Origin of the sequence: Psychrobacillus sp. FSL W7-1457 (assembly GCF_038593405.1) — a bacterium.
Classification (GTDB): domain Bacteria; phylum Bacillota; class Bacilli; order Bacillales_A; family Planococcaceae; genus Psychrobacillus.
In genome coordinates, this window is the sequence record NZ_CP151993.1 from 1,371,022 (window position 1) to 1,387,777 (window position 16,756).

Here is a 16,756-nt window from a genome sequence, read left to right on the forward strand (position 1 = left end):
AGAGGGTTTTCTCGATTTATAATATTTTTAACCGATACATACAGAAAGCAAAAGAAAGCTGAAGTGATTTTAATGTTACGTTTACAAGAAATAAAAGAAAAATTAATAGTTGCAGATGGCACAGAAGACTGGTTTAAAGAACTTGAAGAAGATCAACGGGCTGGAGCAAAGAAATTATTGGAAAGCTGGAAGAGAAAACAACAAGTCCAAAAACTAGAAAAAGAAGCTCATATTGAGAAGGTAATGTTTGATAAAAGTTTTGATGTTAATCGAAGTGGACTAATAGCGGGCGTAGATGAGGCCGGAAGGGGACCGCTAGCAGGTCCAGTTGTGACTGCCGCGGTTATTTTAAGAGAAGATACAAGTAACTTAATAGGATTAAATGACTCTAAACAAATATCCAGAGCAAAAAGAAATGAATTAGCTTTGAAAATAAAAGAGAATGCTATTAGTTACTTCATACATTTTCAATCAGTTGAAAAAATTGATACGCTAAATATATATGAAGCAACAAAACAATCGATGTCAGAAGCTGTGCTTAGCTTAAAAATCCAACCGAGTGTTGTATTGGTAGATGCTATGAAACTACCAATACATATAGAAAATCACTCCCTTATTAAAGGAGACGCTAAAAGTTTAGCAATTGCAGCTGCTTCTATTTTGGCAAAAACAGCAAGAGATGAATATATGGATAAACTTCACGAGGAGTATCCTGTCTATCTTTTCAATAAACACGCAGGCTATGGTACAAAGGAACATATAGCAATGATTATGCAGCATGGTCCAAGTGAGCATCATCGAAAAACTTTTGAACCGATTAAATCTATATTAAAAAGCGAGGTGAAAGTATGAGTGGACCTTCTTTTTCGTCCATCCAATCCAACGCACCAAATGTTATTTCATCGAAGGTATCAGCACCTATGAAAGAAGGACAAGTCATACATGGAACAATTAAAAGGCTATTCCCAAATCAAACGGCCGAAGTTCAAATAGGGAACCAAAAGATAATCGCAAAACTTGAAACCCCTTTAAAAACTGGGGATGCTCATTTCTTTCAAGTAACAAAGGCAGCACCTGAAATTCAGCTCAAAGTTGTGACTGGTCCCTTAAGTGGAGGAAATTCACTTGCACATCAGTCTCAGCAATTGCTCCAGGCGATGAATTTAAGTAAATCAAGTGAGATGCAGGCAATCATTCAATTTTTTATAAAAGAACAATTACCTATCTCTAAGGAAATACTTATACAGGCTGAACAGCTTATTAAGAATTTACCTCCTAATGCCACTTTAAAAGGAGGACTAGAAGCAATTCAAAAAATGATAGAGTTAAAAATTCCAATGACGTCTAAAATGTTTGATACTTTATTGAGTGGTAAAACTACTACTGGTTTTCCTTCACTAATAACTAATTTGAAAACTGCATTACAGCAGGAACAACAACTTTCTCCATCACAAAAAGAAGCAATTGTCCTAAACCTACAGAAGATAGGAGAACCTTTTCATCTTCCTGTAGCGGGTGCTCTATTAGGTAAACAACTACAAACTCTTCTAAATACACAGCTTCCATCTGCTATTCGTTTACCTATATTACAACAGCTTATAACCGCTTCTATCTTACCTACTGAGGCGACATTGAATAATCCGGTGCCAATTTCAAATAACCCAGCATTAAAACAAACGGCAGGAGAAATCATTAGCAAATTAATGCAGCCAAATATAGAAAATAAACTGGTTGTTGAGCAGTTGCGAAGCTGGATTCAAAACCAGCCTTTACTTTCATCATCTCAAAAGGAACAAGTTTTAATGAATATTAAAGATGGAGAAGCAAAACCTAATATAGTAGCTCATTCTTTAGTTAAAGCTTTTTCTGAGCAAAGCCAACAGGCAGTTTTTAAAGTAGATGCAAATGGTTTTACCCCAAAAGACCATTTAGTTTCATTACTGGGAAAAGGAATGACTATGAATTCTATTAATCAAGCTTTAGAGCAAGTAACCAATCTTAGTAAGGACTCATCCCTAATGCAATATAGAAACCAAGCAGAGCAAACAGTACTAAGTCAACTAGATGGTAAAGCCTTTGAAATGGCAATGAAAGAAACTCTAAAAATGCTTGGATTTAGCTATGAGGGAAGTTTAGCGAGTGGGAAAGACGAAGTGCGCCAACTGGCAAGCCAGCTAAAACCGCAACTTGTAGAGTTACTACAAATGCCTAATATATCGGCTATTGTCAGAGATGGAGCCGAATCGATTATTAGTCGGATGAATGGTTTGCAGCTCCTTTCGGGAGAAAATGGTCACCAACATCAATTATTAATGCAAGTTCCTTTAGAATTTTTAGGTAAACGAATGGATGCAACCCTTGAATGGAATGGGAGAATGAAAGAAGATGGGAAACTAGATTCGGATTTTGCCCGAATAATTTTTTATCTTCAACTAGATTCCCTTAGGGAAACAGTAATAGACATGCAAGTTCAAAATAAAATTGTAACAATTAATCTCTTCAATGATGATCAGACAATTGAAACGATAGCGAATAAGTTTAAAGCTACATTAAAAGATGGACTGGCTACCGCTGGTTATCAATTATCTGGAATTTTTATAAAAACCTTTGCACAACAAAAAATGTCGAGCTTATGGCCAAATAACTCTTCTTCTTCCAAAGAGCAAGGAGTGGATATTAGGATATGACAGAAGGTAAGTTTAAAAGGAAAGAAGCTATCGCTTTAACATATAAGCCAGGTCAATCGGATGCTCCTACTGTAGTAGCTAAGGGGAAAGGGAAAATAGCAGAAAATATATTAGAAAAGGCATTGGAACATTCTGTACCGATACAAGAGGATGCTAGCCTAGTAGAACTGCTAGGAAAGCTAGATATTAACCAATCCATACCCGAAGAACTTTATCAGGCGGTTGCAGAGGTTTTTGCATTTGTGTATAGGGTAGATAAAGAAAGAGGAGAGAAGTAATATTTTGTCCTTTTTATCACAGAATAGATTATGCAAGAGAAAGTTCTATAAAAGATTTAGAAGCTACGGATAGAAAATCATCTTTTTTGTAAATCGGTGTTGTACAAGCTTATTTTGTACACATATTTTAGTTAAATAGGAAGTACATTGTCGATTTCTAAAGATTGAATATTCTATGTTTTTTGTAGTTATAATACTTTTATGGACAATTTGTGACAGCTTTATTACAATGATAGAGGTAGCAAATAGTGACATAAGTTTGAGGGAGGATGTATAAATGAATATCCATGAATATCAAGGTAAACAGCTCCTTAGACAATATGGCGTAGCAGTTTCTAACGGAATCGTTGCTTTTTCACCAGAAGAAGCAGTGAAGGCCGCTAAGGAATTAGGTTCTGACGTTATTGTTGTTAAAGCCCAAATTCACGCAGGTGGACGCGGTAAAGCTGGTGGGGTTAAAATTGCAAAGAATTTAGACGAAGTACGTGAATATGCAAAAGAGCTTTTAGGTAAGGTTTTAGTAACTCACCAAACAGGACCAGAAGGTAAAGAGATCAAGCGTCTACTTATCGAAGAAGGTAGTAAAATTAAAAAAGAATATTATGTAGGTTTAGTATTAGATCGCGCGACATCTCGTGTAACATTAATGGGCTCTGAAGAGGGCGGAATGGATATCGAGGAAGTAGCGGCAAATTCTCCGGAAAAATTATTCTATGAAGAAATCGATCCTGTAGTAGGATTAACTGGATTCCAAGCTCGTAGAATGGCATTCAATATGAATATTCCAGCGAAACTTGTAAATAAAGCAGCTAAATTTATGCTTGGTCTTTACCAAGTTTACAATGAAAAAGATGCTTCTATCGTTGAAATCAATCCATTAGTTGTAACTGAAGATGACAATGTATTAGCATTAGACGCTAAGTTTAACTTTGATAGTAATGCTTTATACAAACACAAGGATATCTTAGAGTTACGTGACTATGATGAAGAAGATGCGAAGGAAATCGAAGCATCTAAATATGACTTAAGTTATATTTCATTAGATGGAAACATCGGATGTATGGTTAATGGAGCAGGTCTAGCTATGGCAACAATGGATACAATTAGCTACTACGGCGGCTCACCCGCTAACTTCCTGGACGTTGGGGGCGGTGCAACAGCTGAAAAGGTTACAGAAGCATTCAAAATTATCTTAGCTGACAAAAATGTAAAAGGTATTTTTGTTAATATCTTTGGCGGTATCATGAAATGTGACGTAATTGCAGAAGGTGTTATCATTGCTGCAAAAGAAGTTGGACTTCAAGTGCCATTAGTTGTTCGCTTAGAGGGTACAAACGTAGACTTAGGTAAAAAATTATTAAATGAATCAGGCATCAATATTGTTGCAGCAGATTCAATGGCAGACGGTGCTCAAAAAATCGTTAATCTTGTAGGATAAGAAAGGCAGGGACATAAAATGAGCGTATATATTAATAAAGATACTAAAGTAATTGTTCAAGGAATTACGGGCTCAACTGCTCTTTTTCATACAAAACAAATGCTAGAATACGGTACTAAAATTGTTGCTGGGGTTACTCCTGGTAAGGGTGGAACAGAAGTAGAAGGCGTACCTGTATTCAATACAGTAGCTGATGCTGTAAAAGCTACGGGAGCTAATGTTTCTGTAATCTACGTACCTGCTCCATTTGCTGCTGATGCAATTATGGAAGCTGTTGACGCTGAGCTAGATATGGCTATTTGTATTACTGAGCATATTCCTGTATTGGATATGGTAAAAGTTAAGCGCTATATGGAAGGCAAGAAAACACGTTTAGTGGGACCTAACTGCCCAGGTGTTATTACAGCTGATGAGTGTAAAATTGGAATCATGCCTGGATATATCCATACAAAAGGACATGTAGGCGTAGTTTCACGTTCTGGTACGTTAACATATGAGGCGGTTCATCAATTGACTCAAGCAGGCATCGGTCAAACGACTGCTGTAGGTATTGGTGGGGACCCTGTAAATGGTACAAACTTTATCGACGTCTTAAAAGAATTTAACGAAGATGAAGATACTTATGCTGTAGTAATGATCGGAGAAATCGGTGGTACTGCTGAAGAAGAAGCTGCTGAATGGATCAAAGCTAACATGAAGAAACCAGTAGTAGGATTTATCGGTGGTCAAACTGCACCTCCTGGAAAACGTATGGGTCATGCTGGAGCAATTATCTCTGGTGGCCAAGGTACGGCAGAAGGAAAAATTAAAGCAATGGAAGCTGCTGGTATGAAAGTAGCTGCTACTCCATCTGTAATTGGCGAAACGTTAATCGAAGCTATTAAAGAAGCAGGAATTTACGACGCTTGTAAAACACATTAATTAAAAAAGTGCGGCTCATCGAATGATGGGTCGTACTTTTTATAAACTAATCATTACCCACTTACCTGTTAGGGCATACACATGCACATACTTTTCGTATAAAAAATTTCATAAAAGGGGTTAATTGATGATAGAACAAACTTTCCAAAGAAGATTACTCGCTCTACATTATGTATTTCCTGTACCTCTCCCTAAAGTAATTCCACTTCTAAAAATAGATCCCTACCTATCCCAACTAGAAAACATCCAACCAACCCTTCTTGCTAAATTGTGTAATATTCCCATTGAAAGAGCTATTCACTTGAAAAATATGTATAAAGAGTTAGTTTTTCACCCTCTACTTGAAACCTATGAGAAACATAATATTTTCCCAATCGCTTATAATGATAATTGTTACCCAGAAAGTCTTTTGAAATTATATGATCCTCCAGTGATTTTATATACTAAAGGAGATGTAAGCTTACTAGCTAACATTAAAAAGATTGCTATAATTGGTTCTAGAAAGGCAACTTCCTATTCAGAAAAAAGTATAGAAAAAATACTACCCCCTCTAATTCAACAAAATTATGTTATTGTCAGTGGGCTTGCGAGAGGTGCGGACACGCTGGCCCATAGAAAAACAATAGAAATGGGCGGAAAAACTATTGGAGTATTGGGCACAGGTTTTTCTAATATTTATCCTAAAGAAAATGAGGATTTAGCGAATTTTATGTCGAAGAGCCACCTACTAGTAACTGAATATCCTCCCTATATTACTCCAAAAAAGTGGAATTTCCCCATGAGAAACCGTATTATAAGTGGTTTGTCGTTAGGTGTCGTTATTACAGAGGCACATAAGAAGAGTGGTACAGTTTCTACAATGGAGCATGCCTTAGAAAATGGAAAAGAAATTTTTGCAGTTCCAGGATCTATTCATTCAGACCTATCTGAAGGTCCGCATCACTTGATTCTAGAAGGGGCTAAGCCTATTTGGGACGGCAATCAAATTATTGAAGAATTAATATAAAAACCCTAAATTTTAAAATTTAAAAATGAAAAGTCTTGCAATTATTAAGAAACTGTTATACATTTTGCAACAGGTATTTGTTTTGCAGATTGAAGCGAGTTACCTTCTATAAGGAGGCACATCTATGTCGGATTATTTAGTTATAGTAGAATCGCCAGCGAAGGCAAAAACGATTGAGCGATATTTAGGAAAGAAATATAAAGTAAAAGCATCGATAGGACATGTTATAGATTTACCAAAGAGTCAAATGGGTGTCGATGTAGAAAATAATTACGAGCCAAAATATATTACAATACGTGGTAAAGGGCCAGTCCTTCAGGATCTAAAAAATGCGGCCAAAAAAGCAAAGAAAGTTTATCTCGCGGCTGACCCCGACAGAGAAGGGGAAGCAATCGCCTGGCATTTAGCAAAATCTCTAAACGTAGATTTAGAGTCAGACTGTCGTGTTGTATTTAACGAAATAACAAAAGATGCTATACTAGAATCATTTAAGCATCCTAGACCGCTTGATAAGGATTTAGTAGATGCTCAACAGGCAAGACGAGTTCTAGATCGTCTAGTAGGATATAATATCAGTCCTATTCTATGGAAGAAAGTTAAAAAAGGTCTTTCAGCAGGTCGTGTACAATCCGTTGCTTTGCGACTAATAATTGATCGTGAACGAGAAATTGAAAAATTTATCCCAGAGGAATATTGGTCTATCGAGGGTAAATTTGAAAAAGGTAAAAAAGCATTCGAAGCTCTTTACTTTGGCAAAGAAAAAGAAAAAGCAAAGCTTACCAATGAAGATGAGGTTAAAGCTGTATTAAATCTCATGAAGGGCAAAAAGTTTGATGTAACTAATGTTACTAAAAAAGAAAGAAAGCGCAATCCTGCGCCTTCTTTCACTACCTCCTCACTACAGCAAGAGGCAGCTAGAAAATTAAACTTTAGAGCTAGAAAAACAATGATGCTTGCTCAACAGCTTTACGAAGGAATTGACCTTGGTAAAAAAGAAGGTACTGTTGGTCTTATAACTTATATGCGTACGGATTCTACTAGAATTTCGGATACAGCTAAAGCAGACGCTGCTGAATTTATAAAGAGTGAATATGGATCAGAGTTTCTTTCGACTAAGAAAGCGGAGAAACAAGATAAAAAAGCCCAAGATGCTCATGAAGCTGTTCGACCTACAAACATACTAAGAACACCTGATTCGTTAAAGGCAATATTATCTCGAGATCTTTTCCGTTTATATAAACTTATATGGGAAAGATTCGTTGCAAGTCAAATGGCTCCAGCAACTTTGGATACAGTTGCAGTAGATTTGAAAAATGGTGAAGTCATTTTTAGAGCTAATGGTTCTCAAGTGAAATTTGCTGGTTTTATGAAGGTCTACGTAGAAGGCTCAGACGACCAAACAGATGACAAAGATAAATTGTTGCCTGCAATGGAAGTAGGAGATAAAGTAAGCGCTACAGAGATAGAGCCTAAGCAACATTTCACACAGCCACCACCACGTTACTCAGAGGCGAGACTTGTTAAAACCTTAGAGGAACTAGGCATAGGTAGACCATCTACATATGCTCCAACTTTAGATACAATTCAAAAAAGAGGCTATGTTGCTCTAGAAACGAAGAGGTTTGTACCAACTGAGTTAGGAACAATTATCCATCAGCTTGTATCAGAATTCTTCCCTAAAATAGTAGATATTGAGTTTACTGCTCAAATGGAACGAGATTTGGATAGTGTAGAAGAAGGTCAAGTCGAGTGGAAGAAAATAATTGATGCTTTCTATGTAGAGTTTGAAAAACACTTGGAACATGCTGAAGCAGAGATGGAAAAAATCGTAATAAAAGATGAACCTACCGGTGAGGATTGTGAAGAATGCGGTTCTCCGATGGTGTACAAGCTTGGTCGCTACGGAAAATTCATGGCATGTAGTAATTTCCCAGACTGTAGAAATACAAAAGCGATTGTTAAAGAAATTGGCGTGAAATGTCCATCATGTGAGGAAGGGCAAATTGTTGAGCGTAAAAGTAAAACAAAACGCTTATTCTATGGCTGCAATCAGTATCCTACATGTGAGTTTCTTTCTTGGGATAAGCCAATTAGTAGACAGTGTCCAAAATGTAATGAAATGCTAGTAGAGAAGAAGTTGAAAAAAGGAATACAAATACAATGTGTTGCGTGTGATTATAAGGAAGATCCGCAAAGCTAGAAAGAAGGATACGACATGACTGAAATAGTAAACGTTATTGGAGCAGGTTTAGCTGGAAGTGAGGCTGCTTGGCAAATAGCTAGCAGAGGAGTTAAAGTACGTCTCTTTGAAATGCGACCTGTTAAACAGACTCCAGCTCACCATACAGATAAATTTGCTGAGCTTGTTTGCTCTAACTCTCTTAGAGCAAACAACTTAACTAATGCTGTTGGGGTTATTAAAGAGGAAATGCGTATGTTGGATTCTCTAATCATCTCCTCAGCGGACAATAGTAGTGTTCCTGCAGGCGGTGCGCTTGCCGTAGACAGACATGATTTTGCAGGTAGAGTTACTGATTCTATTAAAAACCACCCACTAATTGAGATTGTAAATGAAGAAGTTACAGAAATTCCAGAAGGTATTACAGTGATTGCAACAGGTCCTTTAACATCCCCAGCTCTAGCCGAGAAGGTAAAAGAGGTTACTGGTCAAGATTACCTTTACTTCTATGATGCAGCTGCACCTATCGTTGAAAAAGATAGTATCGATATGGACAAAGTATACTTGAAATCTAGGTATGACAAAGGGGAAGCGGCTTATTTAAACTGTCCAATGACTGAGGAAGAGTTTAATCGCTTCTATGATGCTCTTATTGAGGCAGAGGTTGTACCATTAAAGGAATTCGAAAAGGAAATTTATTTTGAAGGCTGTATGCCAGTAGAGGTCATGGCTGCAAGAGGCAGAAAGACGTTGCTATTTGGTCCTATGAAGCCGGTAGGCCTAGAAGATCCTAAGACAGGAAAAAGACCATATGCTGTAGTTCAACTAAGACAAGATGATGCTGCCGGTACTCTTTACAATATCGTAGGGTTTCAAACACATCTAAAATGGGGTCCGCAAAAAGAAGTACTAAGGCTAATTCCTGGATTAGAAAATGTGGAGATAGTAAGATATGGAGTAATGCATCGCAATACGTTCATTAATTCGCCATATGTTTTAAAGCCAACATATCAGCTAAAAGCTAACGAAAAAATCTTTTTTGCTGGTCAAATGACAGGTGTTGAAGGCTATGTTGAATCAGCCGGAAGTGGGTTATTAGCTGGCATAAACGCTGCAAAATTGGCAAAAGGTGAAGAACTAGTTGTATTCCCAGCCGAGACGGCTCTAGGGAGCATGGCCCGTTATATAACAGAAGCTAACCCGAAAAATTTCCAGCCAATGAATATTAACTTTGGCTTGTTCCCAGAGCTACAACCTAAAGTAAGAGATAAGAAAGTACGCACAGAGCAGATGGCTAATCGAGCACTAACAACAATTCAAAATTTTATGAAAAGTACATCGATATAATTGCTAAAAGCCTCTAAAAAGTTGTATACTTTTAGAGGCTTTTACAATAGATGAATTGGAGTGGTTACTTGTGATTGGTAAAGAGGAACTTCATTCTTTTATTGCACATATACAATTAGAAAAAAATTATTCTAATCTAACAGTTCGAGAGTACGAAAAAGATATTATTCAATTTTTAAAGTTTATAGAGGCGGAGGGTGTCCAAGAATTAAATGACGTTGAATATATTCATGCTCGGTTGTATATTACTAAGTTGTATGATGAAAATTTAGCAAGAACGTCTATTTCTAGGAAAATCTCGTCAATCCGATCTTATTACAAATTTTTAAACAAGGAATATAGTATTCGAGACGATGCTTTTCAATCTTTGTATCATCCGAAAAAAGAAACGAGATTACCACAATTTTTCTATGAAGAGGAAATGGAAAAGTTATTCGAGAAAAATAAAGGGACAGATCTATTGTCTGTTCGAAATATTGCCATACTTGAATTATTATATGCAACTGGGATGCGTGTGAGCGAACTTATTTCCATTGAAAACAGTCATATAGATAGTAGTTATGGTGTAGTGCGGGTTATGGGTAAAGGAAGAAAAGAGAGATACATACCAGTGGGAGACTATGCACTTGCTGCAGTTGAAGAGTATATGCATACTAGCCGACCTAAGCTGATGAAAAAGACTTCTCATCCATACTTATTTGTGAACAATCGAGGTGAGCATCTTACTACTGATGGGGTGCGTTATATCTTGAACAGTATGATTAAAAAAGCTTCTATGCATACAACTATATATCCCCATATGCTTCGCCATACATTTGCTACTCACCTACTTAACAATGGTGCTGATTTAAGAAGTGTCCAAGAGCTGCTAGGGCACGCTCATCTCTCCTCGACTCAGGTTTATACTCACGTAACGAAAGAGCATTTAAGAAAAACTTATATGAATGCCCACCCAAGGGCGTAACTACAGGAGGTCATACAATGGGTTCAATTCATGCAACTACTATATTTGCAGTTAGTCATAATGGAAGCTATGCAATGGCAGGCGATGGTCAAGTTACTTTAGGAAATCAAGTGGTAATGAAGCATACAGCAAAAAAAGTTAGAAGATTATTTAATGGTCAGGTTATAGCTGGTTTTGCAGGTTCTGTTGCAGATGCTTTTACGCTTTTCGAGATGTTTGAAGGAAAATTGTTAGAGTACAATGGTAATCTTCAACGAGCTGCAGTCGAGTTAGCTAAACAATGGCGTGGGGATAAAATGCTACGCCAATTAGAAGCGATGCTTTTAGTAATGGATAAAAAGCACTTGTTGCTTGTCTCTGGTACCGGAGAGGTTATAGAACCCGATGACGGTGTTTTGGCAATAGGCTCAGGTGGTAACTATGCATTAGCAGCAGGTAGAGCATTAAAGCAATATGCTGGAGACAAGTTGAACGCAAAGGAAATTGCAGAGGCTGCTTTGAACACAGCTGCAGACATTTGTGTGTTTACAAACCATCAAATAATTGTGGAGGTATTAGGTGAACATGAAGGAAACTAACTTAACCCCTAAACAAATAACAGAGCACTTAAATAAATATATTGTAGGCCAAGAAACAGCAAAGAAGGCTGTAGCAGTTGCTTTACGCAATCGTTATAGAAGACAAATGTTAAACGAAGAAATGAAAGCAGAAGTGATCCCGAAAAATATTTTGATGATTGGACCTACAGGTGTAGGGAAAACTGAAATTGCGAGAAGGATTGCCAAGCTAACAAAAGCCCCTTTCGTAAAGGTAGAAGCGACTAAATTTACAGAAGTAGGGTATGTAGGTAGAGACGTAGAATCTATGGTTAGAGACTTAGTAGAGGCTGCTATTCGTATTGTAAGAGAAGAAAAAATGGAAGAAGTTAAGGATCAGGCTATACGTTTAGCTAATGATGCTATTGTAAAGCTTCTTGTACCTTCTCTTAAAAAGAAGAATGCGGGACAAAATCCCTTTGAAGCTTTATTTGGTGGGAAGCCTGAAGATGATTCATCAGACACCGAGGATACAGATGTACGTATAAAACGTTCTCAAATTGCCGAAGATTTAAGAGATGGCAAGTTAGAGGATGAAATAGTAACGGTAGAAGTAACAGAACAGTCACCATCTTTATTCGACGCTTTACAAGGTGGAGGAATGGAAAGCATGGGCATGAATATGCAGGATGCTCTTTCTAACTTAATGCCTAAGAAAAAGAAAAAAAGAAAAATGAAAGTAAGAGACGCTAGAAAAGTATTAATTCAAGAAGAAGCGGGTAAATTAATTGATAACGATGAGTTGTCACAAATTGCCATTGAAAAGACGGAGCAAACAGGTATTATTTTTATAGATGAAATGGATAAAATCGCTAGCAAAAATGGTGGAAGCTCTTCTGCTGATGTATCTCGTGAAGGGGTACAAAGAGATATATTACCAATTGTAGAAGGTTCAACAGTTACGACAAAATATGGAGCAGTAAAAACAGATTATATACTGTTTATTGCTGCTGGTGCTTTCCATATGTCTAAGCCTTCTGATTTAATCCCTGAACTTCAAGGGCGCTTTCCAATTCGTGTAGAGCTTGAGAAGCTTACGAAGGAAGACTTTGTCCGAATTCTAAAGGAACCTCATCAGTCGCTAATAAAGCAATATGAGGCTTTGTTATTAACTGAAGAAGTAACTATTTCTTTTTCAGATGAGGCAATTGAAAGAATTGGGGATATAGCATATCAGGTAAACCAAGAAACCGATAATATCGGAGCAAGACGTCTTCACACGATTTTGGAGAAAATTTTAGAAGACCTATCTTACGAGGCTTCAGATATTTCACCTGCTCAAATACAGATCACTCCTGCTTATATTGACTCTAAACTTGACAATATTGTGAAAAACAAAGATTTATCACAATTTATACTTTAAAATCCGATTCTTATTACTTTCAAAAACAATTAAAAACCTTTAGAATATTAAAATAAATAGGAAAATTACAATGGAGGCTTTATTTAAATGAATTTATTAGACAAAACACGCAAAATTAACTCGATGTTACAGGCATCTGCTGGGAAACCGGTTAACTTTAAAGAAATGGCTGCAACATTAAGTGATGTAATAGAATGTAACGCATTTATCGTTAGCAGAAAAGGAAAGCTATTAGGGCACGAAGTACACCAACAAATCGAAAATGATCGTATCATTAAAATGATGGAAGAGCGTCAATTCCCTGAGGAATATACAAAAAATCTTTTCCACGTTAGTGAAACGTCATCTAACTTAGATGTATATAGTGAACACTCTGTATTCCCTGAGGAAAATAGAGAATTGTTTAAAGATGGTTTAACTACAATTGTTCCTATTATTGGTGGTGGAGAACGTCTGGGTACACTTATTCTAGGACGTCTTAAAGATGAGTTCCAAAACGATGATTTAATCTTAGGTGAGTATGGTGCTACTGTAGTTGGTATGGAAATCCTACGTGAAAAGTCAGAAGAAATTGAAGAAGAAGCTAGAAGCAAAGCAGTGGTACAAATGGCTATTAACTCATTATCATATAGTGAATTAGAAGCTATTGAGCACATCTTTGAAGAATTAGATGGAAACGAAGGACTTTTAGTAGCATCTAAAATTGCTGACCGTGTAGGAATCACTCGTTCTGTGATTGTTAACGCTCTTCGTAAACTGGAAAGTGCTGGAGTTATCGAATCAAGATCTCTTGGTATGAAAGGAACTTATATAAAAGTTCTAAATGATAAATTTTTAGCAGAACTTGCACAACTTAAAATGCGATAATAATCCAATAAATGGAGCCTACTCTATAAATTTCTAGAGTAGGCTTTTTTTGTTTATATTTATAATAGTTCTAAACTAAAAAAGTTTTTCCAAAAATCGTCAATTATCTCCAAATGTGACAATTATATTGTCGAATTTTTATAAAAAAAGGATAAAAGTCCTACAAAAATTCAAGAAATAGAATAGACACTGTGAAACATTTTCTTTACAATTATATTATTGTGTTTTTAATAGAAAATTAATAAAAATGACTCATAAAAAATAGTTAAGGGGGGTAAAAAAATGGGAATTTTTAACGGTACTATTGAGAGTTTAGAACGAGGTTTGAATTTTGCATCTATGAAACAAAAGACTATAGCGCAAAATATAGCGAATGTTGACACACCGAATTACAAAGCAAAAAGTGTTAACTTTAACGATTTCTTAGAAAATGCTAAAAAGACTTCCATTTCAGCCTACCGCACAGAAGAGAGACATCTTGACTTTAAAGCCAGTCAAAGTTCACACGGAGCATTTGACTATTCCAATCTAAGATATAGCAGCAATGGCAATGGGGTAGACATGGATAAGGAACAGGCTAATCTAGCGACAAACCAACTATACTATAATGCTTTAGTCGATCGGGTTAGCGGTAAGTTAAATTCTCTACAAACAGTTATTAAAGGAGGCGGCTGATAAGTGTCTATATTTCATGGGATGAACACTACAGCATCTGCACTTACTGCTCAACGCTTACGAATGGATGTTATTTCTTCTAATATGGCCAATGCTGAAACGACACGAGCGAAATTGGTCGATGGGGAATGGCAGGCATATAGAAGGAAAACGGTAACTCTACAACCAATAGAAGGCTCTTTTTCTAGCATTTTAAATGTAGCAAGAGGAAATTCTAGTAAAAGTGGGGTAGGAAATGGGGTAAAGGTCTCGGGAGTTAAAGAGGATGCAGAAACACCCTTTAAACTTGTATATGATCCTACACATATTGATGCAAACGAAGAAGGCTATGTGGCAATGCCTAATGTTGACCCTTTAAGAGAAATGGTTGATCTTATCTCCGCTACGCGATCATACGAGGCGAACGTCACTGTCTTTAATGCAAATAAGGCAATGCTTTCAAAGGCACTTGAAATAGGGAAATAGAAAGAAGGTTTAACGCTTTATGGCTATTGAATCAGTATCTATGTTTAATGTAGCACCGGTAAACGCACCTGTAGCTACCAATAAGTTAAGTCCAGCTCAAGCCCAAGAAAACTTTGGTGAATACCTTCAAAGTGCTATCAATTCGGTGAATGACTCGCAGAAGGCTTCAGATGTAGCGACAAACAAACTAATCAGTGGTGGGAATATAGAACTTCACGAAGTTATGATTGCATCACAGAAGGCAAGTATCGCATTAAATGCAACATTAGAAGTACGTAATAAAGTTGTAGAAGCATACCAAGAAATCATGCGTATGCAGGTTTAGTCCTCGGTTATTGTAATATATCGAGCTAAAATATTCACCATAACCGGAGGATAAAGATGAAAGAGCGTATAACTAAAATTAAAAGTGATATAACAACGTTTTGGAAGAGTCGTTCTAAAGGTCAAAAAGGTACGATTATCGGAGGATTCTTAGGTGTAATTATTATTGCAGCTATCCTAACCTTTTTCTTGACGAAGACGGATATGACTCCATTATATTCTGAGGTAGCCCCTTCTGAAGTAGGGCGAATAAAAGAAAATTTAGATTCTAAAGGTATACCAAATGAAATAGCAGCTGGCGGTACTTCTATATTAGTGCCATCGGAACAGAAGGATACTTTATTAGTCCAAATGGCGGCTGAAGGATTTCCTCAATCAGGTATGATCGATTATAGCTTCTTCTCTCAAAATGCAGGATTTGGGATGACTGATAACGAGTTTAATGTATTAAAGCTAGCTACCACTCAAACTGAGCTTGCAAATTTGATTAAAAGTGTAGAAGGTGTTAAGGAAGCGAAGGTAATGATTACCTTACCTGAAGAGGGTGTATTTTTATCTCAAAGCAACGAGGGAGCAAGCGCTTCTATTGTGCTAAATACAGAACCAGGCTATCAATTTTCAGAAACACAAATAGCTTCGCTATATAATTTAGTATCTAAATCTATACCGAACTTGTCTACAGAAGATATCGTGATTAGAAACCAATTCCTAGAATATTTTGACCTACAGCAGGCAAAGGGATCTAATGGAACATCGGTGACGGATCAAATGACGTTAAAGAAAACGATTGAAAGAGATTTACAACGTCAAGTGCAAACAATGCTTGGAACTCTAATGGGACAAGATAAAGTAGTAGTCTCGATTACTACAGATATCGATTTTAAACAAGAAAATCGAGAAGAAAATCTCGTAGAACCAGTCGATGTAGAAAATATGGCTGGAATTGAAATTAGTGCTCAGCGTATTTCTGAAACGTTTACGGGTAACAACCCCGTAGCTGGTGGTACTCCTCAAGGAGAGGATGCTACTGATAACTTCACTAACTATGTCGAAGGAACTACTGCTAATGGAGATTACGAAAGATCGGAAGATACAATAAACAATGAAGTAAATCGTATCAGAAAAGAAATTGTCGAAAGCCCATATAAAATTAGAGACATAGGTATACAAGTAATGGTTGAACCACCAGATGCAGAAGATGTTGCATCCTTACCGGACGATATACGAGGAGACATCGAACAGATGCTTGCTACGATTGTAAGAACTTCTATCGACAAGGGCGTAGGAGAACTAACAGAGGAACAAGTCGAAGACAAGATTGTAGTTTCGGTTCAAGAGCTGAGAGGGAAAACCTCGGTTGCTGAAGTATCTTCTCCAACAATCCCTTGGTGGATATATGTAATTGGTGGAATATTATTAGTCTCCATTATTCTTCTAGTCATTAGTTTACTTCGTTCAAGAAGAAGTGATGAAGAGGAAGAATTACTAATTGTTGAAGAGGCAAGAGAGATACCAAAAGTTGATGATATTAATAATGAAAAAGAAACAGAATCTACTTTAAGACGTAAGCAGCTAGAAAAAATGGCAAAAGACAAGCCAGAGGAATTTGCAAAGTTATTACGTACTTGGATAGCAGAGGATTAAGG

The 16,756-nt window shown here is 36.8% G+C and carries 16 protein-coding genes; all 16 read left to right on the plus strand.

Features of this window, described 5'->3' with window-relative positions; genetic code table 11:
• The first annotated feature begins 72 nt into the window (after window positions 1-72).
• The gene (locus NSQ95_RS06390) at window positions 73-852 is read left to right on the plus strand and encodes a ribonuclease HII (RefSeq protein ID WP_340884098.1); all 780 of its coding nucleotides are present in this window, start codon (window positions 73-75) and stop codon (window positions 850-852) included.
• Complete coding sequence (locus tag NSQ95_RS06395) at window positions 849-2,687, plus strand: hypothetical protein (protein ID WP_342560503.1); 1,839 nt, start codon at window positions 849-851, stop codon at window positions 2,685-2,687. The genes NSQ95_RS06390 and NSQ95_RS06395 overlap by 4 nt, the downstream gene beginning before the upstream one ends.
• Window positions 2,684-2,965 carry an EscU/YscU/HrcU family type III secretion system export apparatus switch protein gene (locus tag NSQ95_RS06400; RefSeq protein ID WP_169358580.1) on the plus strand — a complete coding sequence of 94 codons (282 nt, stop codon included), beginning with the start codon at window positions 2,684-2,686 and terminating at the stop codon, window positions 2,963-2,965. Before NSQ95_RS06395 ends, NSQ95_RS06400 begins: the two co-directional genes overlap by 4 nt.
• 277 nt (window positions 2,966-3,242) lie before the next feature.
• Window positions 3,243-4,403, plus strand: a complete 1,161-nt coding sequence (sucC, locus tag NSQ95_RS06405; protein ID WP_342560504.1) for an ADP-forming succinate--CoA ligase subunit beta — start codon at window positions 3,243-3,245, stop codon at window positions 4,401-4,403.
• Window positions 4,404-4,421: 18 nt separating this feature from the next.
• Window positions 4,422-5,324, plus strand: coding sequence for a succinate--CoA ligase subunit alpha (sucD, locus tag NSQ95_RS06410; protein WP_340884088.1), 903 nt, complete (start codon window positions 4,422-4,424; stop codon window positions 5,322-5,324).
• A gap of 127 nt (window positions 5,325-5,451) precedes the next feature.
• On the plus strand, window positions 5,452-6,330 hold the full coding sequence (dprA, locus tag NSQ95_RS06415) for a DNA-processing protein DprA (RefSeq protein ID WP_342560505.1): 879 nt from the start codon (window positions 5,452-5,454) through the stop codon (window positions 6,328-6,330).
• A gap of 124 nt (window positions 6,331-6,454) precedes the next feature.
• Window positions 6,455-8,530 carry a type I DNA topoisomerase gene (gene topA / locus NSQ95_RS06420; protein WP_251552914.1) on the plus strand — a complete coding sequence of 692 codons (2,076 nt, stop codon included), beginning with the start codon at window positions 6,455-6,457 and terminating at the stop codon, window positions 8,528-8,530.
• 15 nt (window positions 8,531-8,545) lie between these two features.
• The gene (gene trmFO / locus NSQ95_RS06425) at window positions 8,546-9,856 is read left to right on the plus strand and encodes an FADH(2)-oxidizing methylenetetrahydrofolate--tRNA-(uracil(54)-C(5))-methyltransferase TrmFO (protein ID WP_342560506.1); all 1,311 of its coding nucleotides are present in this window, start codon (window positions 8,546-8,548) and stop codon (window positions 9,854-9,856) included.
• Between the two features lie 73 nt (window positions 9,857-9,929).
• Window positions 9,930-10,820, plus strand: a complete 891-nt coding sequence (gene xerC, locus NSQ95_RS06430) for a tyrosine recombinase XerC (protein WP_169358711.1) — start codon at window positions 9,930-9,932, stop codon at window positions 10,818-10,820.
• 17 nt (window positions 10,821-10,837) lie between these two features.
• Window positions 10,838-11,398: an ATP-dependent protease subunit HslV gene (gene hslV, locus NSQ95_RS06435; RefSeq protein ID WP_340884077.1), complete on the plus strand. Its 561-nt coding sequence runs from the start codon at window positions 10,838-10,840 to the stop codon at window positions 11,396-11,398.
• Complete coding sequence (gene hslU / locus NSQ95_RS06440) at window positions 11,385-12,779, plus strand: HslU--HslV peptidase ATPase subunit (RefSeq protein WP_169358712.1); 1,395 nt, start codon at window positions 11,385-11,387, stop codon at window positions 12,777-12,779. Before hslV ends, hslU begins: the two co-directional genes overlap by 14 nt.
• Before the next feature lie 87 nt (window positions 12,780-12,866).
• The gene (gene codY, locus NSQ95_RS06445) at window positions 12,867-13,646 is read left to right on the plus strand and encodes a GTP-sensing pleiotropic transcriptional regulator CodY (protein WP_169358587.1); all 780 of its coding nucleotides are present in this window, start codon (window positions 12,867-12,869) and stop codon (window positions 13,644-13,646) included.
• A gap of 282 nt (window positions 13,647-13,928) precedes the next feature.
• Window positions 13,929-14,321 (plus strand): flagellar basal body rod protein FlgB, encoded by a 393-nt coding sequence (gene flgB / locus NSQ95_RS06450; RefSeq protein WP_340884073.1) that lies wholly within the window; start codon window positions 13,929-13,931, stop codon window positions 14,319-14,321.
• A 3-nt stretch (window positions 14,322-14,324) separates the two neighbouring features.
• A complete protein-coding gene (flgC, locus tag NSQ95_RS06455) occupies window positions 14,325-14,786 on the plus strand; it encodes a flagellar basal body rod protein FlgC (protein WP_340884070.1) in 462 nt (153 codons plus the stop codon).
• A gap of 19 nt (window positions 14,787-14,805) precedes the next feature.
• Entirely contained in the window at window positions 14,806-15,111 is a 306-nt protein-coding gene (gene fliE, locus NSQ95_RS06460; protein ID WP_340884068.1) for a flagellar hook-basal body complex protein FliE, read from the plus strand.
• A gap of 56 nt (window positions 15,112-15,167) precedes the next feature.
• Window positions 15,168-16,754, plus strand: coding sequence for a flagellar basal-body MS-ring/collar protein FliF (fliF, locus tag NSQ95_RS06465; protein ID WP_340884065.1), 1,587 nt, complete (start codon window positions 15,168-15,170; stop codon window positions 16,752-16,754).
• Window positions 16,755-16,756 lie beyond the last annotated feature (2 nt).

Coding starts and splice junctions, on each gene's coding strand:
- NSQ95_RS06390 (WP_340884098.1), top strand. CDS start 73: ATGTTACGTTTACAAGAAATAAAAGAAAAATTAATAGTTGCAGATGGC.
- NSQ95_RS06395 (WP_342560503.1), top strand. CDS start 849: ATGAGTGGACCTTCTTTTTCGTCCATCCAATCCAACGCACCAAATGTT.
- NSQ95_RS06400 (WP_169358580.1), top strand. CDS start 2,684: ATGACAGAAGGTAAGTTTAAAAGGAAAGAAGCTATCGCTTTAACATAT.
- sucC (WP_342560504.1), top strand. CDS start 3,243: ATGAATATCCATGAATATCAAGGTAAACAGCTCCTTAGACAATATGGC.
- sucD (WP_340884088.1), top strand. CDS start 4,422: ATGAGCGTATATATTAATAAAGATACTAAAGTAATTGTTCAAGGAATT.
- dprA (WP_342560505.1), top strand. CDS start 5,452: ATGATAGAACAAACTTTCCAAAGAAGATTACTCGCTCTACATTATGTA.
- topA (WP_251552914.1), top strand. CDS start 6,455: ATGTCGGATTATTTAGTTATAGTAGAATCGCCAGCGAAGGCAAAAACG.
- trmFO (WP_342560506.1), top strand. CDS start 8,546: ATGACTGAAATAGTAAACGTTATTGGAGCAGGTTTAGCTGGAAGTGAG.
- hslV (WP_340884077.1), top strand. CDS start 10,838: ATGGGTTCAATTCATGCAACTACTATATTTGCAGTTAGTCATAATGGA.
- hslU (WP_169358712.1), top strand. CDS start 11,385: ATGAAGGAAACTAACTTAACCCCTAAACAAATAACAGAGCACTTAAAT.
- codY (WP_169358587.1), top strand. CDS start 12,867: ATGAATTTATTAGACAAAACACGCAAAATTAACTCGATGTTACAGGCA.
- flgB (WP_340884073.1), top strand. CDS start 13,929: ATGGGAATTTTTAACGGTACTATTGAGAGTTTAGAACGAGGTTTGAAT.
- fliE (WP_340884068.1), top strand. CDS start 14,806: ATGGCTATTGAATCAGTATCTATGTTTAATGTAGCACCGGTAAACGCA.
- fliF (WP_340884065.1), top strand. CDS start 15,168: ATGAAAGAGCGTATAACTAAAATTAAAAGTGATATAACAACGTTTTGG.